At 32.4% G+C, this 22,808-nt stretch carries 19 protein-coding genes; 13 read left to right on the top strand and 6 right to left on the bottom strand.

The window, feature by feature from the left end; all coding sequences use genetic code 11:
• Positions 1-67: 67 nt before the first annotated feature.
• The 9 genes from E9099_RS16525 to E9099_RS19305 all read left to right on the top strand — a co-directional run bounded on the left by E9099_RS16525 (position 68) and on the right by E9099_RS19305 (position 11,646).
• Positions 68-502: a TlpA family protein disulfide reductase gene (locus E9099_RS16525; protein WP_136584618.1), complete on the top strand. Its 435-nt coding sequence runs from the start codon at positions 68-70 to the stop codon at positions 500-502.
• 37 nt (positions 503-539) lie between these two features.
• Positions 540-1,184: a thiamine phosphate synthase gene (locus tag E9099_RS16520; RefSeq protein WP_136584617.1), complete on the top strand. Its 645-nt coding sequence runs from the start codon at positions 540-542 to the stop codon at positions 1,182-1,184.
• 81 nt (positions 1,185-1,265) lie between these two features.
• On the top strand, positions 1,266-1,679 hold the full coding sequence (locus tag E9099_RS16515; protein WP_136584616.1) for an HYC_CC_PP family protein: 414 nt from the start codon (positions 1,266-1,268) through the stop codon (positions 1,677-1,679).
• A gap of 117 nt (positions 1,680-1,796) precedes the next feature.
• A complete protein-coding gene (locus E9099_RS16510) occupies positions 1,797-5,567 on the top strand; it encodes an efflux RND transporter permease subunit (RefSeq protein ID WP_136584615.1) in 3,771 nt (1,256 codons plus the stop codon).
• An 89-nt stretch (positions 5,568-5,656) separates the two neighbouring features.
• Positions 5,657-6,010 (top strand): four helix bundle protein, encoded by a 354-nt coding sequence (locus tag E9099_RS16505; RefSeq protein ID WP_136584614.1) that lies wholly within the window; start codon positions 5,657-5,659, stop codon positions 6,008-6,010.
• Positions 6,010-7,248 (top strand): TolC family protein, encoded by a 1,239-nt coding sequence (locus E9099_RS16500; protein WP_136584613.1) that lies wholly within the window; start codon positions 6,010-6,012, stop codon positions 7,246-7,248. The genes E9099_RS16505 and E9099_RS16500 overlap by 1 nt, the downstream gene beginning before the upstream one ends.
• 2 nt (positions 7,249-7,250) lie before the next feature.
• A complete protein-coding gene (locus E9099_RS16495; RefSeq protein ID WP_136584612.1) occupies positions 7,251-9,758 on the top strand; it encodes a heavy metal translocating P-type ATPase in 2,508 nt (835 codons plus the stop codon).
• 4 nt (positions 9,759-9,762) lie between these two features.
• Positions 9,763-11,469, top strand: coding sequence for an efflux RND transporter periplasmic adaptor subunit (locus tag E9099_RS16490; protein ID WP_136584611.1), 1,707 nt, complete (start codon positions 9,763-9,765; stop codon positions 11,467-11,469).
• Between the two features lie 21 nt (positions 11,470-11,490).
• Positions 11,491-11,646 (top strand): hypothetical protein, encoded by a 156-nt coding sequence (locus E9099_RS19305; protein WP_168800770.1) that lies wholly within the window; start codon positions 11,491-11,493, stop codon positions 11,644-11,646.
• A gap of 76 nt (positions 11,647-11,722) precedes the next feature.
• Here the strand turns inward: E9099_RS19305 and E9099_RS16485 are convergent, their stop codons facing one another.
• Positions 11,723-12,298, bottom strand: a complete 576-nt coding sequence (locus E9099_RS16485) for a porin family protein (RefSeq protein ID WP_136584610.1) — start codon at positions 12,296-12,298, stop codon at positions 11,723-11,725.
• 261 nt (positions 12,299-12,559) lie between these two features.
• The gene (locus E9099_RS16480; RefSeq protein WP_136584609.1) at positions 12,560-14,416 is read right to left on the bottom strand and encodes an OmpA family protein; all 1,857 of its coding nucleotides are present in this window, start codon (positions 14,414-14,416) and stop codon (positions 12,560-12,562) included.
• 442 nt (positions 14,417-14,858) lie between these two features.
• Here E9099_RS16480 and E9099_RS16475 point away from each other — a divergent pair, with 442 nt between their 5' ends.
• The gene (locus E9099_RS16475) at positions 14,859-15,761 is read left to right on the top strand and encodes an EamA family transporter (RefSeq protein WP_136584608.1); all 903 of its coding nucleotides are present in this window, start codon (positions 14,859-14,861) and stop codon (positions 15,759-15,761) included.
• An 88-nt stretch (positions 15,762-15,849) separates the two neighbouring features.
• Here E9099_RS16475 and E9099_RS16470 read toward each other — a convergent pair whose 3' ends face one another.
• Positions 15,850-16,734 (bottom strand): AraC family transcriptional regulator, encoded by an 885-nt coding sequence (locus E9099_RS16470; protein ID WP_136584607.1) that lies wholly within the window; start codon positions 16,732-16,734, stop codon positions 15,850-15,852.
• A 199-nt stretch (positions 16,735-16,933) separates the two neighbouring features.
• On the opposite strand from E9099_RS16470, the gene E9099_RS16465 reads away from it, so the two are divergent.
• Positions 16,934-17,332, top strand: a complete 399-nt coding sequence (locus E9099_RS16465; protein WP_136584606.1) for a DUF983 domain-containing protein — start codon at positions 16,934-16,936, stop codon at positions 17,330-17,332.
• 96 nt (positions 17,333-17,428) lie between these two features.
• Here the strand turns inward: E9099_RS16465 and E9099_RS16460 are convergent, their stop codons facing one another.
• Together E9099_RS16460 and E9099_RS16455 are read right to left on the bottom strand one after the other, a co-directional pair.
• Entirely contained in the window at positions 17,429-18,964 is a 1,536-nt protein-coding gene (locus E9099_RS16460; RefSeq protein WP_136584605.1) for an SDR family NAD(P)-dependent oxidoreductase, read from the bottom strand.
• A gap of 119 nt (positions 18,965-19,083) precedes the next feature.
• The gene (locus tag E9099_RS16455; RefSeq protein WP_028282170.1) at positions 19,084-19,275 is read right to left on the bottom strand and encodes a cold-shock protein; all 192 of its coding nucleotides are present in this window, start codon (positions 19,273-19,275) and stop codon (positions 19,084-19,086) included.
• 387 nt (positions 19,276-19,662) lie between these two features.
• Between E9099_RS16455 and E9099_RS16450 the strand changes: the two genes are divergently transcribed.
• A complete protein-coding gene (locus E9099_RS16450; protein ID WP_136584604.1) occupies positions 19,663-20,295 on the top strand; it encodes a hypothetical protein in 633 nt (210 codons plus the stop codon).
• Positions 20,296-20,675: 380 nt separating this feature from the next.
• Here E9099_RS16450 and E9099_RS16445 read toward each other — a convergent pair whose 3' ends face one another.
• Positions 20,676-21,299, bottom strand: coding sequence for a MarC family protein (locus E9099_RS16445; protein WP_101018636.1), 624 nt, complete (start codon positions 21,297-21,299; stop codon positions 20,676-20,678).
• A 432-nt stretch (positions 21,300-21,731) separates the two neighbouring features.
• Between E9099_RS16445 and E9099_RS16440 the strand changes: the two genes are divergently transcribed.
• Positions 21,732-22,709 carry a sterol desaturase family protein gene (locus tag E9099_RS16440; protein ID WP_136584603.1) on the top strand — a complete coding sequence of 326 codons (978 nt, stop codon included), beginning with the start codon at positions 21,732-21,734 and terminating at the stop codon, positions 22,707-22,709.
• Positions 22,710-22,808 lie beyond the last annotated feature (99 nt).

The raw sequence follows: 22,808 nt of genomic DNA, 5'->3' as shown, positions 1-22,808 counted from the left end.
ACTATATTTCTTAATACCATGCCTTACACCTCAATTCAAAACGGTAATACAACGGAAAACTCTAAACATGACTAACACTATAAAAACAATATCAGTTGTAGATTTAGAAGGATTACCTTTAGATTTAATGGCACTTTATCAAAATAAAGTAATATTACTTATTATCTATAATAATGACTGTTTAGGATGCACGGGACGTGCTATTCCTTTAGCTTATCAATTTCAACAAGACTATCCATCCATTCAAGTGGTAGGTATTCATGCTGATTTTCCAAATAGAGAAGGCACAAAAGCATCAATAAAAAGTATTTTTACCAGTGGAGAGAATCCTTTTCCCATTTACATAGATAAAAACCACAGCGTTTTTGACCAATTTAAATCAGAAGGCACGCCACAATGGGTTTTAATTTCTGAAAAAGGCGCATTATTCCGTTCCATTTTTGGATCGCAAGATAATGCCCAAAACCGTTTATTTTATGCATTAGAAAGCCTTGTTAATTAAGCTTTCTTATAAGAAACAATACAAAGATACCGCTACCATGATTATACCTAAATTACATTATATCAGCCAAGGAAACTCGTCAAAAGACATTTTAGAGAACATTCAAAAAGCGTGTACTTCTGGAGCAGAATTAGTGCAATTACGTTATGACAATGTATCAGAAAAAAAATATTTAAAACTAGCTAAGGAGGTTATAAAAATAACCACGCACTATCAAACAAGATTAATCATTTGCGATTATTATAAAATAGCAAAGGCTATTAAAGCTGATGGCGTATTTTTAGATAAAATAGACGCGTCTCCTACTCTAGTCAAAACACATTTATATCCTTGGCAAAGTATTGGTGGCACAGCAAACACTATAGAAGACTGTGAAAAATTATTAGACGCTCAAATAGATTATATTTTTCTGGGGCCTTTTAAAGACAGTAGCGCAACCAATAATGCAGCTCCTATTCTAGGCATGGCTGGTTTAGCAGCCGTTACCACTATTTTAAAAACACCAATTCCAATAATTGCTTTTGGAGGTGTTACAACAGAAGACGTTACAGCGTTATTAAAAATAGAGATTTCTGGAATTGCGGTATCGGATGCTATCACTCAAAATTTTGATTCGATAAAAATGTTTAATCAATTATTAAGTGCCTCATCAACAGCAGAACAGCGTCATACTTTTGAGTAATTAATCTTGTAGTAAATAAAAGCTTTAATTAACACAACTTTAAATAGTTCCTCAATATATTTTATACCTTTGTAACTTCTTATGAAGCAAGTATTACATAAAATAATGTCTTTTGCAATGGCTTTGGTAGTGTTACTATCTACAATGTCATTTACATTTAACATGCATTATTGTGGTGATACTTTAGTAGAAACAGCGTTGTTCCAAAAAGCAAAAGGCTGCGGTATGGAAATGACACAACCGGCAAAAGAAGGTTGTGTTATTACAAAAAAAAGCTGTTGTAGTGACGAACAACTTGTTGTGGATGGTCAAAATGAGCTTAAGCTTAATTTAGATCAAGTGTCGTTGGAGCAACATTTTTTTATAGCTTCATTTGTTTACACGTATATCAATCTTTTTGAAGGTGTAAAAAATAACACCGTTTCTTTTGAAACGTATCAACCACCACTCGTCAGAACTCAAATCTTTAAGTTAGACGAAACGTATTTAATCTGATTTTAAAACAATAGACTGTAGTATCCAGTGATGTATATCATTAGGATACTGTACTGTATTTGGTGTTTTCCTATTTTGGATAACATCCTTTTCTAATTGTTTTAAACATCAAACCTTATGCTAAATAGAAGCATTAAATTTCTAATAGAAAACAAACTCGTAGCCGTATTATTGCTCGCCCTTTTTATTGGTTGGGGAACTGTAAACGCACCTTTTAATTGGGACAGTGGCTTTTTACCAAGCGATCCTGTTGCTGTAGATGCCATTCCTGATATTGGCGAAAACCAACAAATTGTATTCACAAAATGGGATGGTCGATCGCCTCAAGATATTGAGGATCAAATTACCTATCCATTAACCTCTTCCCTATTGGGTATTCCTGGAGTAAAAACCATTCGTAGTTCGTCTATGTTTGGATTCTCTAGTATCTACGTCATTTTTGAAGAAGATGTTGAGTTTTACTGGAGCCGTAGTCGTATTTTAGAAAAGTTAAATTCTTTACCAAGTAACTTATTGCCAGAAGATGTAAATCCTGCTTTAGGACCGGATGCTACAGGTTTAGGGCAAATATTTTGGTACACTTTAGAAGGTCGTGACGCAGACGGAAACGTCACTGGTGGTTGGGACCTACAAGAACTAAGAAGTATTCAAGATTACTATGTAAAATATGGTTTATCTTCTGCTAGTGGTGTTGCTGAAGTCGCTTCTATTGGTGGTTATGTTCAAGAATATCAAGTCGATGTTAATCCCGAATTAATGCGCCAATACAATATTGGTTTAAACCAAGTTGTAAAAGCGGTTAAAAATAGTAATCAAGACATTGGTGCACAGACCTTAGAAATTAATCAAGCCGAATATTTAGTACGTGGTTTAGGCTATGTAAAATCTGTTGAAGATATTGAAAACGCTGTGGTGACTTCCGCCGACTTTACGGCTATTAAAATTAAAGATATTGGTAAGGTTACCTTAGGTCCTGCTGCACGAAGAGGGATTTTAGACAAAGAAGGTGCAGAAGTTGTTGGTGGTGTTGTAGTGGCAAGATATGGCGCCAATCCGATGGAAGTCATTACCAATGTAAAAGCAAAAATTAACGAGCTTAAAGGCGGTTTACCATCTAAAGTGTTAGCAGATGGACGCACCTCTCAATTAACGGTGGTTCCTTTTTACGATCGCTCAGAACTAATTGTAGAAACCTTAGACACGCTTAATGAAGCATTGACGCTAGAGATATTAATTACCATTTTGGTGATTATAATAATGGTTTTTAATTTAAGAGCTTCTATTTTAATTTCAGGATTACTACCAGTTGCTGTTTTAATGGTTTTTGTTGCCATGAAACTGTTTAACGTAGATGCCAATATTGTGGCGCTTTCGGGTATTGCTATTGCTATTGGAACTATGGTTGATGTTGGTGTCATACTCGCCGAAAACATGATTCGACATCTGGACGACAATGAAAATGTCATTCCGACAGCGCGAGGCACGAGTAACGAGGAATCTCTTCAGAATAATCACAATGCTGTTGAAAATAATAAGTTGTCAATAAACGAAATCATATACAACGCTACTGCGGAAGTATCTGGTGCTATTTTAACTGCCGTTTTAACTACTATTATCAGTTTTGTACCCGTATTTACTATGATTGGTGCAGAAGGGAAATTGTTTAGACCTTTAGCCTTTACAAAAACGATGGCATTATCAGCCTCTTTGGTAATCGCCTTGTTTTTAATTCCCCCTTTTGCAGCGTATTTATTCAGAAAAACAACATTAAAAAATTCCTTTAGATATTTTTTAAATGGCGTTTTAATACTTGCGGGAATTGCAATTATTATTAACGGTTTTTGGTTAGGATTACTCTTAGTCGCTTTTGGTATCACTGGTTTACTAGGTGTTTTAAAGAGATTAGATAAGAAGAAAATAAATCTAATAAATATTATTATTTCTTCGATTGCAATTGTATGTCTACTTGCCGAATATTGGAGACCGTTAGGTTTTAACCGCAGTATCATTGTCAATCTTATTTTTGTTGCTATTATATGCTTCGGAATTTTAGGTGTGTTTTCTGTTTTTAGAAGGTATTATAGTCAGATTCTAAACTGGGCTCTAGCCAATAAAGTGTTGTTTTTAATAATTCCTGCGACCGTTCTTATATCTGGATTTTGGATTATGAAAAATACAGGAAAAGAGTTTATGCCTTCCTTAAATGAAGGGTCGTTTTTATTAATGCCAACCTCCTTGCCACATGCTGGTGTTGAAGAAAACAAACGTGTGCTTCAACAATTAGACATGGCGGTTGCGACTATTCCAGAAATTGAAACTGTAGTGGGAAAAGCTGGTAGAACAGATTCGCCTTTAGATCCTGCGCCTTTATCCATGTATGAAAACATGATTCAATATAAATCGGAATACATGCGCAATTCCGAAGGAAAAAGACAACGTTATAAAGTGAATGCTGATGGGATGTTTGAGTTGAAAAACGGAATGTCATTGCGAGCAGAACAAAGTGAAGCGTGGCAATCTCTTAATGCAAAAGAACAACTTATCGAAGATAACAACGGTGAATATTACAGAAACTGGCGACCAGAAATTAAAAGTCCTGATGATATTTGGAACGAAATTGTACGCGTCACCAAATTACCAGGCGTGACGTCTGCACCAAAATTACAACCTATTGAAACCAGATTGGTCATGTTACAAACCGGTATGCGTGCGCCAATGGGAATTAAAGTAAAAGGTCAAGATTTAAAACAAATTGAAGCCTTTGGCTTAGAATTGGAACGTCTACTAAAACAAGCGGAAGGTGTTAAAATAGAAGCTGTTTTTGCAGATAGAATTGTTGGTAAACCTTACTTACTAATTGATATCGATAGAGAAAAAATAGCACGCTATGGCATTTCAATAGCAGATGTACAAAGTGTTTTAAAAGTTGCTATTGGCGGTATGGCATTAACACAAACCGTTGAAGGACGAGAACGTTATGCTGTAAGAGTGCGGTACCCAAGAGAGTTACGTGGTAATCCGGAAGATATAAAAGATATTTATATTCCTGTAGAAACGGGTAGTCCTGTTCCTTTAAGTGAATTGGCAACCATTAAATACGAGCAAGGTCCACAAGTCATAAAAAGTGAAGACACTTTTTTAGTAGGTTATGTCTTGTTTGATAAATTGGATGGTTTTGCAGAAGTTGATGTTGTAGAAAATGCACAAGCCTTGTTTCAACAAAAAATAGAGTCCGGAGATCTAATTGTTCCAAAAGGGGTCAGTTATAAATTTACTGGAACTTATGAGAATCAATTACGAGCAGAAAAAACATTGTCTGTTGTTGTTCCGTTAGCATTGGCTATCATCTTTTTAATACTTTATTTTCAGTTTAAATCTGTTAGCACATCATTAATGGTATTTACCGGAATTACGGTTGCATTTGCTGGTGGTTTTATCATGATTTGGTTATACGGTCAAGATTGGTTTTTCAACTTTAGCTTGTTTGGCGAGAATATGCGAGACCTTTTTAATATGAAAACCATTAATTTAAGTGTCGCAGTTTGGGTCGGTTTTATTGCACTATTTGGTATTGCTACAGATGATGGTGTAGTTATGGCTACCTACTTAACACAAACTTTTGATCGCGAAAAACCGTCTGACAAAAAAAGTATTAGAGCTGCTGCTTTACATGCTGCCGAAAAACGTATTCGTCCGTGTTTAATGACTACAGTAACCACCATTTTAGCGTTGTTACCCGTTTTAACATCCACAGGTAAAGGAAGCGATATTATGATTCCGATGGCTATTCCAATATTCGGAGGGATGGTTATTGACATTACCTCCTATTTTATTGTCCCAGTTTTATATAGCTGGAGAGAAGAGATTAAAGTGAAAAGATTAAAGTGAAAAACTAAAAGTGAAAAACTAAAAGTTGAAAGTTGAAAGTTGAAAGTGAAAAGATTAAAGTAAAGAGTTCTAAGTGAAACACTAAAATTATGGGAAGAAGTATTTTAAAAGATAAAAGTTATGCCTTTGCTATTTTAATTGTGAAATTATCTCAATTACTAGTTACAGAACAAAAGGAATATGTTTTAAGTAAACAACTTTTAAGAAGTGGAACAGCTGTTGGAGCGTTAATTCGTGAAGCGGAATTTGCACAGAGTAAAGCAGATTTTATTCATAAAATGAGTATTGCTCTTAAAGAAGCCAATGAAACTTTGTATTGGATCGATTTATTAAAAGACACTAATTATATTAATAAACAGCAATATGAAAATCATTTCAATTTAAATAAAGAATTGGTAGCTATGTTGGTTAGTTCCATAAAAACATCAAAATCTAGATTATAATGACAAATTCTATTAAAAAAGTACTGCATTTCATTGTTTTTAGTTTTTCACTTTTCTTTGTTCACTCTGTAAATTCTCAAGAACTAGAAACATACATTACTACTGCTTTGGAAAACAATCCTGATATTCAGACATTTGAATTACAGTATAACATAGCTAATGAAAAAGTAAACGAAGTGAATGCACTTCCTAATACCGAATTTAGTGCTGGTTATTTTGTCAGTGAACCAGAAACACGCACAGGAGCGCAACGCTTTAAAGTATCTGCAAAACAGATGCTACCCTGGTTTGGCACTATTACTTCCCGTGAAAATTATGCGAGTGCACTGGCAGATGCCAAATATGAAGACATCGTAATTGCAAAACGAAAGTTAATCGTTTCTGTGTCTGAATCTTACTATAAATTGTATGTTAACAAAGCGAAACAGGCTGTCTTAACAGAAAATATTGAATTGTTAGATACTTATGAAACATTGGCTTTAACATCTGTTGAAGTTGGAAAAGCATCTGCAGTTGATGTCTTTAGGTTACAAATTCGTCAGAATGAATTAGAGCAATTACAACAGGTTTTAGAATACGATTTTTTAGCAGAGCAAACCGCTTTTAACAAGCTTTTGAATAGAGATAATACTATTGAAGTTTCTATTGTGGCGTCATTAACAATGCCTTCCGAACCACTTGAAATTACGTTTCAAAATTTAGCATTACATCCAGAACTATTGAAGTATGATAAATTATTTGCTTCCGTAGAAAAATCAGAACTACTAAACCAGAAAGAAAGTAGCCCAATGATAGGTTTTGGTTTAGATTATATCGCCATTTCAGAAAGACCAAATATGACTTTTAATGATAACGGAAAGGATATAGTTATGCCAATGGTTTCGGTGTCTATTCCTATATTCAATAAAAAATATAAATCGAAAACCAAGCAAAACAAATTACAACAGCAAGAAATCGAATTTCAAAAACAAGACCGTTTAAACACGCTAGAAACACTATTAGAAAAAGCCATAAACGACAGGAAATCAGCTAGAATCAGTTACAATACACAAGTAAAAAACTTAAAACAAGCTAAAGATGCCGAATCTATTTTGGTAAGAAGTTACGAAACTGGTACTATTGATTTTAATGATGTATTAGATATTCAGGAACTACAATTAAAGTTTCAAATTAATCAAATAGAATCTATTAAAAACTACTATTTACAAACTATAATTATTAATTATTTAACTAAGTAATAATGAAACACACATATCACATACACGGTATGACTTGCAACGGATGTCGCAGTCATGTTGAAGACACCCTTTTAAAAGTAAAAGGTGTTTTAAAAGCTACAGTAGATTTAGAAAAAGCGGAAGCTACGATAGAAATGGAATCACATATCGCCTTAGAAACCTTTCAGGAGGCTTTAAAAAACGATGGTGGTCGATACAGCATACATAATTTAGGAGACCATAATCATGCTAAGAACAATAGTACCACGTCCGTAAACATAAACAAAGGACAAGGTACCGGTACTTTTTACTGTCCGATGCATTGCGAAGGCGATAAAACCTATGACAAATCTGGCGATTGCCCAGTATGCGGAATGGATTTAGTCGAAGAACAAAACCTATCTACCAACACTACAGAGCAATGGACCTGCCCAATGCATCCAGAAATAGTAAAAGATGAAGCTGGAGCCTGCCCTATTTGCGGTATGGATTTAGTACCCATGAAACCAGATGTTTCCGCAGAAGAGAAAACCTATAATAAACTATTAAAAAAATTCTGGATTGCAGTGGTGTTTACCGTACCTGTATTTTTAATTGCCATGAGCGAAATGATTCCAAATAATCCATTATATACCATTTTGGAACAAAAACAGTGGAATTGGGTTCAGTTTACACTGTCTATCCCTGTGGTTTTTTATGCCACTTGGATGTTTTTTGAACGCGCATATAGAAGTATTAAAACATGGAATCTAAATATGTTTACACTTATCGGAATTGGGGCTGGTGTCTCTTGGCTTTTTTCGGTATTTGGACTATTTTTTCCAGATGTTTTCCCTGCTCAATTTAAAACAGAATCAGGCGCTGTACATGTTTATTTTGAAGCAGCAACCGTTATTCTAACGTTAGTGCTTTTAGGGCAATTATTAGAAGCCCGTGCGCATAGTAAAACCAATTCCGCAGTAAAAGAGTTACTAAAATTAGCCCCAAATAAAGCAACAAAAATAGTAAATGACGAAGCTATTGAAGTTAGTATTGATAAAATCATATTGCATGATATTCTTAAAGTAAAACCAGGTGACAAAATTCCTGTAGATGGTATTATAACTGAAGGAAATACAACTATTGACGAATCAATGATTTCTGGAGAACCGCTTCCTGTAGATAGATCTAAAGGTGATAAAGTAAGCGGAGGTACTATTAACGGGAATCAAACTTTTTTAATGAAAGCAGAAAAAATTGGGAGCGACACCCTACTCTCTCAAATTATAAAAATGGTGAATGATGCTAGTAGAAGTCGTGCGCCAATTCAAAACTTAGCAGATAAAGTATCTGGTTATTTTGTACCTGTAGTGGTAATTATTTCTTTAATAACATTCAGTATTTGGGCTATTTGGGGACCAGAACCAATATATGTGTATGCATTTGTAAATGCCATTGCAGTGTTAATTATTGCCTGTCCTTGTGCTCTAGGTTTAGCGACACCAATGTCTATAATGGTTGGTGTGGGTAAAGGTGCACAAAATGGTGTCCTAGTTAAAAACGCAGAAGCTTTAGAAAGAATGGCTAAAGTAGATACTTTAATTATTGATAAAACAGGAACCATTACCGAAGGAAAGCCAACCGTAGAAAAAGCAGCTACCTTTAATACGGTTTTAACGGATAAAGAAGTACTACAATACATAGTGTCTTTAAACAGTAATAGCGAACACCCTTTAGCTGAAGCCACAGTAAAATATGGTAAAGAGCAAAACACAAAAGTTTTAAAATCCGAGGGATTTAGTGCTGTTACCGGTAAAGGTGTTGAAGCGACTATAAATAATAAAAAAGTAGCCTTAGGAAATCCTAAAATGATGGATTACGTAAAGGCTGAAATCACTCCTGAAATGGAGGAAGAAGCTAAAACCTATCAACAACAAGGGAAGACTGTTTCTTATCTATCCATGGACAAAACAGTAGTAGGTTATGTAGTTATTGGAGATAAAATAAAAGCCACGAGTGCAAAAGCTATTAAAGATTTGCAAGATAGAGGTGTTGCAGTAATAATGTTAACTGGTGATAATTATGATACAGCACAAGCTGTGGCTTTGGAATTGAATCTGACCGATTTTAAAGCAAGCATGTTACCAGAAAATAAATTACAAGAAGTAACCAAATTACAAGAGCAAGGAAAAATAGTTGCAATGGCGGGAGATGGAATTAATGATGCACCTGCTTTGGCAAAAAGTGATGTTGGTATCGCCATGGGAACAGGAACAGATGTAGCTATAGAAAGTGCAATGATAACTTTAGTTAAAGGAGATTTACATGGTATTGTAAAGGCACAACACTTAAGCGAAGCGGTAATGACAAATATTAAGCAAAACTTGTTTTTTGCATTGATTTATAACACCATCGGAATACCAATTGCAGCAGGTGTTTTGTTTCCGTTTTTCGGAATTTTGTTATCACCAATGATTGCAGCATTAGCAATGAGTTTCAGTTCAGTATCAGTAATAGCCAATGCGTTACGTTTAAGAAATATTAAAATATAGTCCAATGAAAAAATATATAATTTACATAGCAATTTTAGCAGTTGGTTTACTATTGGGATGGTTTCTTTTTGGAGGCACTTCTAATAACATAACAGAGCATAAACATAATGCTGAAGCAGAAACTAGCCAAATGTGGACCTGCTCTATGCATCCGCAAATAATGCAACCAGAAGCTGGCTCCTGCCCTATTTGCGGTATGGATTTAATTCCTGCAGAAAGTAGCGCAAAAGGATTATTAGCCGATCAGTTTAAACTGACTGAAAACGCTATGGCATTAGCCAATATTCAAACGTCAATAGTTGGTAATGGTAATACAGAAGATAATGCTATAACATTATCAGGTAAAATTGTAGAAAACGAAGACAATACAGCCATACAACCTGCGCATTTTGACGGAAGAATAGAAAAACTATATGTCAAGTCATTAGGTGAAAAGGTTAATAAAGGTCAGGCTATTGCCAAAATTTATTCGGCAGCTTTAATTGCAGCACAGCAAGAATTGATAACCACTTATAGTATTCGAGAATCCCAGCCACAGTTATATAAAGCAGTACAAAATAAGTTTAAAAACTGGAAGATCCATGGCGCTCAATTAGACGATGTTTTAAAAACGGGTCAAGTAAAAACAAGTTTTACAATCTATTCTCACGTGTCTGGTGTTGTTACAGAGATTTCGGTTAGTGATGGCGCACATATTATGAATGGCAAACCCATTTTTAAAGTTTCTAATTTAGCAACAGTTTGGGCAAACTTTGATGTGTATGAAAACCAAATTAGTCAATTTAAAAAAGGACAAAATATTAACGTTGTGACTAACGCTTATCCTAATAAAGTATTTAAAGGCACTGTAGATTTTATAGATCCTATTTTAGATACTAGAACAAGAACCGTAAAATTAAGAGTAGTACTTAATAATAAAGATCAAATATTAAAACCTGGCCTTTTTGTTGAAGGAAAAATTAAAGGGATTACTGCTAGTAAATCAGATGCTTTGTCGATACCAACAACAGCTGTTTTATGGACAGGAAAACGCTCTGTAATCTATATTAAATCGAATCCAAACGACCCTATTTTTGAAATGCGTGAAATTACATTAGGTACTCAAATTGGTGATAATTATCAAGTTTTAGAAGGTTTAAACACTGGCGATGAAGTGGTAACCAATGGTACTTTTACCGTAGATGCTGCTGCACAATTACAGGGCAAAAAATCTATGATGAATAAATCCGTTAAATCAGAACCAATAGCGCCTTCTGGAAACATGAAGATGACATTTCCTCTAATTTTTAAAAATGAATTTAAAACAACACTACCGCTTTACTTTTCTATTAAAGATGCGCTTGTTGCAAGTGATTTCAATAAGGCTTCTGAATTTGCAAAGACAATGCTTCAAAAAGCACAAAAAATTAATCTAAAAGGCTTAAACCAAATGGAATTAGTTCATTTTAATAAAACGTTATCCATGTTAAAAGCTATTTCTGAAAACAGTACTATTGAAAAGCAACGTGCTCATTTTGTAATACTCAATGAAAATTTAGTTGCCATAGCAATGAATATAGATGATTTAAAAACAACATTATATATTCAAAAATGCCCGATGGCAAACAATAATAAAGGTGCGATGTGGCTAAGTACTGAGAAAGATATTAAAAATCCGTATTATGGAGAAGCCATGATGACTTGTGGTAGTATCATTGAAGAAATTAATTAATAATATTAAAACTAATGCTATATGACTAGAATAAAAAAATTAAATTTAATAAGCATTCTGCTGGCAATAACAGCAATAGCCATGCTAAGTATTGGTCTTATATTAAAAATTCCTGCGCCAGCTTTAACCGGCATTGGATTTTTATTAATCGTGTGGGCTATACAAGTAATTAAATAATTGATACAATACAGAAAAGGCTACACAGTATAGTAATTGTATAGCCTTTTTTTATTTATAGTAGTTTTCAGTTTTTCTAGAACAAAGAATAACCAATAGTAAATTGTGCAACCCCATTTCTAAATTTATCTGATGACCCTTCAATATCATTAATATTTAATAAGCCAAAATTATATCGTGCTCCAAAATTCAATCCGTTTTCTAATTTATATTCCAATCCTAAATTAACGCCAAAATCTATAGATTTAAAAGTGTCTTTTACATCTATATCCTCATTTTTAGCAGACAACAAAAATCCTATTTGTGGCCCTGCTTCAAGACTCAGTCCTTTAGTAACGTGATATTTTCCCATTAAAGGCACATTTAAGTAATTTAATGATACAATATTGTCTGTCCCCGTAAGATCGTCAGTAAGACTAAAACCTTGAATAGAGTACATGATTTCAGGTTGAAAAGATAATTTTTCTGATAATGCAAACTCAGAATAAACACCAAAATTAATAACACTCGTTATAAGTTCTACATTGTCATTAGTATCTCCATAAATAGAAGAGAAATTTGCACCAATTTTAGCACCAAACTCCACTACTTGCGCTTGTGCATTTGTAAAACCAAAAATGGTAATTGCCGTAATACATAATAATTTTTTCATTGTAAATTGTTTAAGTTGATTACAACAAATAAATACTTTTAAACCTGCTTAAATTTACTTGTTATAATACTTTTAACTTTTTTAACCAATTTTAACAACGTGTTAAAAGACAGAGTAATACACACAATTGAATACTAATTATCATCTTAATTGTTACTGTTTTTATAACGCATAATAATTACTTTTTTCAAAATAAGACACAAAAAAAAGTGCTATCATATTACTATGATAGCACAATTAATAATTAACAATAAATTAAATTTACTTAGCAGTAATGTTTACAGTTAACTCTACTCTTCTATTTAAAGCTCTTCCCGCATCAGTATCATTAGTACTTATTGGTTGAGACTCTCCTTTACCAGAAATAGTAATATCACTATCTGCAATGTTTTTAGAAGTCAGGTAATTTTTAATTTCTTGAGCTCTAACTACAGAAAGGTTATAATTATACTTATCACTTCCTCTACTATCTGCATGACCTTCAATAGAAATGTTATAATTAGCATCGTCTCCAATACTAGCAGCGATTTCATCTAAAATTACTTTAGCATTTTGATCTAGTTTAGAACTATTGTAATTAAAATACACTTTTCTTAATCCAGTAACTGGCACAACAGGTGTTTCAACTATTTTTAATGGACATCCATTATCAGTTCCTTTAACCTCTGGACAGTTATCTTTATTATCAGGAAAACCATCTCCATCTGTATCAGGACATCCACCAAATTCAATTAAACCTTTTACTTTAGGACATAAATCATCTTTATCAGCAACACCGTCACCATCAGTATCAGGACAACCACCAAATGCAGCTAAACCAAAAGTATCAGGACATAAATCATTATCATTAAGTACACCATCTTCATCTCTATCATTAGATACTACTGGCTCTGCTACTTTCTCTGTTGATAATTTATAAACTAAACCTAAATTATGATTCCAATGTTTAGGTAAATAATCTTCGAAAGAATGTTTGTAAGTTGTTTGTAAATTAATACCTATATCCTCACTAATCCAATACTTAACACCAACAGATCCATTTGCTGTTCCTGCGCCAATTAAGCTATCAGAACCATCAACAGTAGAAGTGTTAAAAGGACCTTCTTCAATCCAAGTGTAACCACCTCCAACAGCAATAAATGGCTGAAGTCTACCTTGTCCAAAGCTATAGTTTACCATACCATCAAGTCCATAATATTTTAAATTATCAACTAAAACACTTTCATCTGCTGCTCCAAAATCACCCCATTTGCTTAATTCACTAGCTGTTCCTTTTGCAGTAATAGATAAATTATTAGTGAAATTTCTTGTAACCGCCGCATAAACACCTAAATTATAGTGATCGTTAAGGTTAAAAAATTCGTCAAAATAATCTCCTTGTGGTGCATCTTCTCCAACAGGATAAAGATCTATAACAGCAGCACCTGCTTCAAAAGACCAACGTTTGCTATTTGGTACAAAAGCACGTCTTGTAATTGAATGGTCTTCACCTTTTTCAAGCGTGTAAACAATACCAAAATTATGATCCCAATGTTTAGGTAAATAATCTTCAAACGAATGCTTGTAAGTTGTTTGTAATTTTAATGCAAACATATCGCTTATTCTATACTTTAGTCCAACAGTACCGTTAGCTGTTCCTGCACCTACTAAATTATCAGAACCTCCGGCAGTAGAAAACGTGTTAAACGTCCCTTCTTCAATCCAAGTGTAACCACCACCAATACCAACAAATGGCTTTAGTTTACCTTGTCCAAAAGAATAATTTAACATACCGTCTAAACCATAATATTTAAGGTTATCAACTAGTACACTTTCATCAGCTTGTCCGAAATCTCCCCATTTAGTTATTTCGTTTACTGTTCCTTTTGCTGTTATAGATAAATTTTTTGTTAAGCTTCTTGTTGCTCCAACGTAAAACCCTAAGTTGTAGTGATCATTAAGGTTAAAAAATTCGTCAAAATAATCTCCTTGTGGTGCATTTTCTCCTACAGGATAAAGGTCAACAGTACTTAAACCGACCTCAAAAGACCAAGGATTAAGTGTGTTTTGTGCAAAAGTTAATTGCCCGAAAAATGTTAATATTAATGTGAATGTAAAAATCTTGTAATACCGTTTCATAAATTTAATTTTTTTAAATTATATCTTCTTTAAATCATCTTTTGTAAGAATTTTCTAAAAAGGTTTGCAAAGAAACAACATACCATATTAGTAAAATATTTTTATTTTAAATATTTTAAAATCAACGTTGTAAGGTCAAAATATCCGTTTTAACAATCCATTAAAAGAAATAGGTGCTATTTATATAATTTGTGATTATTTAAGCTAATACTCTCCTAATAATTTAGTTTTTTATCAACTTAAATAGGACTCTGATATTTTCTGAGCTATTAATGTTTTTGAAATTTTTAACGGCACAAATTATATTCGATTAAAAAAGTACTGTTAAAAATAAATTTACATCGTTTTCGTAAAAACAAGGTCAGTCTTTGTATCGCTCTAAAATCTTAAAAAACCGAAACTATTCTCTTCAGAACATTTACGAAACAACTATATTCGCACCATGTGGATGTATTTAGGTTTATTAGCAGCACTCTTTTTGGGTTTACACAATTTGTGCAAAAAACATGCGGTACAAGGTAACGAAGTGTTTCCTGTACTTTTAGGAACCGTTTCTAGTGGTTTTATATTTGTAGCTACCTTTTATGTGTTATCCTTTATTTATCCAGATTATGCCTTAGCACATGGTTACCAATTTCAAGAAATAGCTTGGAAAATACATGGTTTTATTTTTATAAAATCCATTATAATGGCCAGTTCTTGGGTACTAGCCTATCAAGCTTTAAAATATTTACCTATAACTATTGTTACACCAATACGATCTGCTGGGCCCTTTTTTACGTTTATTGGCGCTATAGTTATTTATAAAGAAAGTCCTAATCCATACCAATGGATAGGTTTCTTTCTTATTATTTTTTCTGTATTACTTTATTCTAGAATTGGAAAAAAGGAAGGTATTAATTTTAAGAGTAATAAATGGATATTTGCTATAATTGGTGCTACCTTTTTAGGCGCTTCTAGTGGATTATATGATAAGTTCCTGATTCAAACCTTAAACTTAAACCCTCAAACCTTACAATTTTGGTTTTGTCTTTATACCATACTTATTTTACTGGTCATCTTGACTATTACTTGGTTTCCTTATGCTAAAAAAAGACAAGCTTTCAAGTTTAGATGGTCTATTATTGCAGTCGGAATTTTGTTACAAGCAGCAGATTATTTCTATTTTAAAGCACTACAAGATCCTGATGCCTTAATTATGTTATTGTCCGCAATAAAACGAAGTCAAATTATAATTGCTGTTGTTATTGGCGGGGTAGTTTTTAAAGAAAAAAATAAACGACAAAAACTGATTCCTTTAGCTGGTATTATGCTTGGTGTTTTTCTGATTTTATATTCAAATTAATTCCATTGCTTTTAAGACACTCTGACAATGCTACCTTTGTAGGTACTACTACTCTACTCTATCGTATTTGTTCTTTTAAATCAAATCATTAATTGTCATCAATTTTATACCGTTTTTTAAAATCTAAAGGACTCAGACCTGCTTTCATTTTAAATAATTTAGAAAAATGCGCATAATCATTATAGCCTAAGGTTTCTGCTGTTCTAGAAAACGAATTATTAGAATGTACTAATAATCGTTTGGCTTCCAATAGTACGCGTTCTGTAATAAGTTGGGTTGTGGTTTTATTAATCGTTGATTTGGTAATCCTATTTAAATGTTTAACTGTAATATTTAATTTGTTTGCATAAAACTTAGCAGATTTCTCTTTTTTATAAAAGGTTTCAATGGTATGCTCTAAAACACTTAAAGCTTTTAAATAGGATGATGACAGGACTTCATGCTTAGCATCTATAGTTGTATAAATACGAGACAAATCAATATAAGTTAGATTAATAAGGCTTGCTAGTTTTTGCTTTTTATAAATATTAGTTTGATGAAACTCCGTATTTATGTCTTCAAATCTAGAAGAAATGCCCTTAATTTCCGTTTCACTTAAACCCAAATAAGGTGGGTTTTCATAAGAATAGTAAAATGGAAATTGAGTTATGGTTTTATTCAAAAAATAAAATTCGTAAAATTCCTGAGTATGAAAAAATATATAACCTTTTGGTGCACTAGTAAAAGACCAACTATGCGTTTGACCAGGCCTTAGAAAAAAGACACTGCCTTTACTAACATCATAACTATTAAAATCGATTTCGTGTGTTCCCGTTCCTTCTAAAAAAAACACACATAAAAAAAAGTTATGACTATGCGGTTTATGCACCATTAGTGCGTTATTTTTTAAGTGCGTACTTAAATCATTACTATAAAAATTTGAAAAAGAATCCTCTTCAAACTGTTCAATATTTAAAATAGGTATCGTATTCATACATCTTCAATATGTCCTAAATATACAAATATTAGCGACAATATTACAACAATCCAATTTTAGATATAGCTTATATTTGTAATATAAAATTAAAGTTTTTTATCAAAATATATGTTTAGCAGTATACGACATTTTAACATACAGCTACTTGCATATATAAATTACAAAGTATTATCATTAATTGATATAAGTCAAAATTATGGAATTTTTAAAAGGCACAAAAATTAATAGCATTTTAACTGGAAATTGTCCTGTCTGTCAAAACGAAAGCATGTACACCGTAAAAAACCCATATAAGGTTACAAGGACATTAACTATGAAAGAGCGTTGCAGCCACTGTAACACCAAGTATAAAATTGAACCGTCTTTCTTTTTTGGGGCGATGTACGTTAGTTACCCTGTCGGTATCTTTTTTGGTGCCATTTCATTTTTTCTAACCTTCTATGTCTTAAATCTTTCTTTTATGACGTCTTACATTATATTAATAATTGTTATGTTACTGTTGCTTCCTATAATTTTAAGGATTTCAAGAAATATATGGATTAACATCTTTATGACATTTGATAAAACAAAAGCATTAGCAATAAAGGAAAACTAGTAACTATAAGGATTTACACTTAAAATATTAATAATACAAAAACGCCCATCAATAATTTGATGGGCGTTTTTGTAAAAGAGAAAAAGGGATGACTGTCTACCAATCTATAGGAAAATAGTCTTTTAAAAATTTACCACACCAATGTTTTCCTGTGTTAATACCATCAATTAACGGATCCATAACACGGGCTGCACCATCTACAATATCCAAAGGCGGTTGAAAATCGTGTACTTCTACCTTTTGTTTAGATAATGCTGCAGGATCTTCATCTGTAACCCAACCTGTATCAACAGCATTCATATAAATACCAGATTTAGCAAAAGTTGTAGCAGAGGTATGCGTTAACATATTCAAGGCTGCTTTTGCCATATTAGTATGTGGGTGTCGGTCTTCCTTCTTAAAACGATGAAACTTCCCTTCCATTGCGGACACATTAATAATATGTTTTTTACCTGTGTTTTCTTTCATCATTATATTAGACAAACGATTACATAGTACAAATGGAGCTACAGCATTTACCAACTGTACTTCTACCATTTCTGTAGTTTCAATTTCACCTAATTTTAAACGCCAACTATTTGTTTTACGCAAATCGACTTGTTGTAAATCGGCATCTAATTGTCCTTCAGGAAAAACCTCTTCCGTTTGTAACGAATTGTCAAAACTGTATGGTATTTGAGATAATTCTGCAGAGCTACGTAAACCAATACCAGGTTCTGGACCATGCCAAGTTACCGGTAATACATTATTTTTATCTGTTTTAGAAGGGCCAACACTTAAGCTTGATAATTCTTCCAAACAACTTTCGTGATCCTGTAGTAACGTTTGTGCTAGTTTAGGCAATTGGTCTATTGGAAGTTTTTCATTCTCCATTAAATGGAAATAAAAACCAGACGGACGCCTTACTGTTTGTGCTGCATTATTAATTAAAATATCTAAGCGATCGTATTTTTGTTCGATGTAATTACAAAATATTTCTACACTTGGAATATGTCTTAAATCTAAGCCATGTATGTGTAAACGATCACTCCAATCTTTATAATCATCCTCTTTAGAAAAACGAATAGCAGAATCGGCAGGGAAACGCGTTGTTGCTACAACTGTCGCCCCTGAGCGTAATAGCATTAATGTAATATGGTATCCGATTTTTAATCTAGACCCTGTAATTACGGCCACTTGATCTTTTAAATCTGTTGTTTGAAAACGCTTAGCATAATTTAAATCGCCACAATCTGTACACATCGTATCATAAAAATGATGCAATTTTGTGTACACTGTTTTACATACATAACAATTTCTTGGTGATTCTAACTCCGGCGTATCTTCAGGGATTACAGCTGCAGCCAATAATTTTGGCGCCACAAATAAAGTCGCTTCTCTTGCAGATCGTATTCCTGTTGTTTTTCTAGCGTGCTTATCGCTCTCAATCATTTTACGTTTTGCTGCTTTTTTAGCATCCTTACGTCTACGTTGAAACTCGTCACGATTTGGTCTAGATAATTCTCCTGCTACTTTATATAATGCAACGCGTTGTTCTTCTGGCATATCAAACAGTTGATTAGTATCGTCTACTAAACGTTGTAATGTCAAAATACAATTTTGTATGTCTTGATTTGTGTTATTATCACTCATAAATTACTAAAACTACTTCGTGCAAATATAATCACTCTTTTTTGGAGTGCAACATTGGTATATTAAAAAAGCCCATCTAAAACTAGATGGGCTTTTTTTTGAAAATATATAGATATATCTTAGATAACTTTTACGTTAACCGCGTTTAATCCTTTGTTTCCTTCTTGTAAGTCAAATTCAACTTCGTCACCTTCTCTAATCTCATCGATTAATCCAGAAATGTGTACAAAGTGGTCTTTATCAACTCCTTCTTCAGTGATGAATCCAAAACCTTTAGTGTCGTTGAAAAATTTTACTGTTCCTTTACTCATTGTAATGTAATTTTATTATTAATACTTTATTAAGTTACAAAGATAGTGCCAATAATTAAATAATACCTAATAAATTAATCTTTTTGTACAACTGTCGCTTACACCCTCTAATTATTTTTCCATACCTTTTATCCATAGCTAACTGTGGGATGAAATTTTACTACGAAACAAACGTTAAATTTTATATTTTAGTTATTAATATAATTGAATTAGCGCCTTTTTCTAATACTATTAATTAAATTTGAATCTATCAACCTTATATTATAAGACTTTACTGTTTAAATGAATCTTAAAACGTTGTTTTCTTTTAACGTACTCAAACAAAAAAGCCGCTTCGACTTTTTATTTTATATCTGCTTTCTTGCTACGGTTATAGTTAGTATTACTATGGACAGTCGAGTATTGAGATACTTTATGCCAACATTAGTGTTTACCATTTTATTAAAATATATTAATCGTACAAGACATAAATCAAAAGCACTTTTTATAGTTGCTCTATTAGCAATAGTCCTCTCTGATTTTCTGACTTTTTATGATTACGACGCCTATTTTATGTGGATTACAATTTTAACCTCCACATATTTAATCTGTTCTACTTTAATTATTAGAAAGTATCTCAATAAAGGAAAACTAAAAGCTGTTTTGTTTTTATCAGTTTTTATTGGTTTTTTATTGGCAAGTTATATTCTCTATTCTGTTTTAGATTTAATAATTAATTACCTGCCTGAGGGTATGCTCCTTTTTGTTTTATTCACTGCTTTATGCCTATTATGTTTTGTTATCATTTGTGCCATGATTTATGTCAATGATAATTATGACCATGCTACATTTTTATTAGGTTCAGTACTATTTAATATGTTTCATATGGGACTATCACCTATAAACGAATTTATATCTTACAACTCTACCTTCACTGTACTAATAGTAATCTCCCATATTTTAGCCATTTATCTTTTCATGAAATTTATTTCAGAAACTAAAGTAATTAAAGCTGAGGACGTCAAAGAAAAATTCTTTTAATTAGACAGCATTTACCTAATCTAAACCTAGTTACCTTGTCGAGCTACGTTTTAGTTGTTTGATAAGCTCTAACGTCGGCTTATGTGCTCGTCCAGCTGCTTTTATTAAATCGGACGTTACATTATAAGCACCATTTAAAATTCCTTCATAAATTCCCGTTATTACAGTCCCTATAAATGCTCCTAATTCAACTATTCTTTCCTGTTTATATGCTTCTACACTAATTGCATTACAGTCTGTGAAATTAATTATAGTAATAAAAATGGTTAATGTTGAAACTTAAAGACTTTATGTATTCTATTTAGGAGAATAGATAATGCCTAATAATAACATCACATTTATCTAATTAAGTAATCAATACTTATTACTCTTTAATTAATTTATTTAGCGATTAAGTCAAATGAAATCTTGATTCCCTGAATAATCATACCTGTACCAATAATAGCGATAATTAATCCCATTATCTTACCTATTACAGAAATTACATTATGCCCAACCATTTTTACAATAAGATCACTTAATTTGAAAGTAAAAAAAGTTAATAAGCTCATTGATCCAAAAATAGCAATGACTAAAAACATCTGTAAAGGAGCTGCATTAGATACAAAATTCATAGCCGTTACAATAGTTCCGGGACCTGCTAAAATTGGTATAGCTAGCGGTGATACTGCAATATCTTCATCAATATGCACATCATTTAAACTTTTCACATTGGATTGTTTTGACTGTAACATATCAAAACCAATAAAAAAGATTAAAATACCCCCCGTTATTTTAAACGCAGGAATACTAATATTAAATAACTCGAAGATATACTTACCTAATAAAATAAAAACCGTTACAATTATAAAAGCTATAATATTTGCTTTTTTATTAATAGCTCTTTTTGTATCTCTATTAGCGCCTTTGGTTAAAGAAACAAAGACAGTCATATTTGATATCGGGTTGGTTATAGCAAAAAAACCTGTAAATACGGTAATTGAAAATGTAATTAAGTTATCCATTATAGTGAAATTATAGTCTGCAAAAAAATCGAATTACTTCTGTTCCACCAAAGCAATTACCACTTATTTTCAAATAATTATCCTACTTAAAAAGCAAATCAAATTATTTGAATTCATAATATAATAAATGCTGAGACGAATAAAAATTAATCCAGCATTTATCTGAGCCAGATAATTTTATCCATTTAAAATAGAAGTCCATACCTCCGTTTCTTTAAGAATAGTATTACAGAATCGCTTTACAATACTTGTTTTAATTATTGTTTATCCGAATATAAATTTTCTAAAAACATTCAACATAAGGCTTCAGTATAATTTCTAAAGATTTTATAATCAAGGCTAAATTGTAATAAATTGAAGTATATTGCTCAAATATGAAATGTATAGTGGAAATTCCGTTATACTAATGCTTACCCCTAAATTATATATTAAATGGATTTTACAAACCCGTTAGTCTATGGAGTCCCTTGTTTTTTGGGCTTTATCGCAATAGAGCTTACCTACAGCAAAACTCATGACAACAACGAATTATACAAATGGAAAGATTTTTTTTCAAGTCTATCGCTTGGAATAGGATCGGCAGTAATTGGCGCACTGGTAAAAACAGTTGCCGTGATATTAGTCTTTAATTTTGCTTATGAACTCTTTAATCCTATTGTGGATGGTGTACGAACAAACATTATGGGATGGCAATCTTTTGGATATGCTTGGTACGTTTGGATTATCTGTATGCTGTTAGACGATTATTCTTATTACTGGTTTCATAGACAAAATCATATGGTTCGTTTTTTATGGGCTGCACATATTGTACATCATTCCTCAGACAACTTTAATTTAGGAACAGCTGTACGTAATGGTTGGTTTACTATTTTTTACAAGCCTTTTTTTTATGTTTGGATTGTAATTATAGGTTTCCCGCCAGAAATGTTGGTCGTTTGTATGGGTATTGAAGCGCTATGGCAATTTCAACTCCATACGCAATATGTCAAAAATTTAGGGTTTTTAGAGACCTTTTTAAATACACATACCATGCACCAAGTACATCACGCCCAAAATATTGAATATATGGACAAAAATCATGGTGGGATCCTAAATGTATTTGATCGTATTTTTGGAACCTGGAAAAAAATAGACCATTCTATTGATATAAAGTATGGTGTTTCTGTTCCTCCTGAATCTTATAACTTGTTTATTATTTTAACGCACGAGTATAAAAACATTTGGGATGATATGAAAAAATCTAGCAATTGGTATCATAAATTTAAGTATGCCTTTGCTGCGCCTGGCTGGAGTCATGACGGAAGTACATTAACTATAAAGCAAATTAGAAAAGAAATGGCAGAAGATTCTAATAACAATTTAGAAATATCAAATCCTAAGCCCATTTTTATAAAGAGTGATGTAAAATAAAGACACCTTTTTAGTGTTAAATAACAAATGCACCCATTAGTCACGTGATTAATGGGTGCATTTTAGTATAACCTTTTTTCTATTGAAAGAAAATTTCAT

Source organism: Psychroserpens sp. NJDZ02 (assembly GCF_004843725.1).
GTDB lineage: Bacteria > Bacteroidota > Bacteroidia > Flavobacteriales > Flavobacteriaceae > Olleya.
Note: the sequence above shows the minus strand (reverse complement) of the source record. Positions and strands in the feature narration are given on the sequence as shown.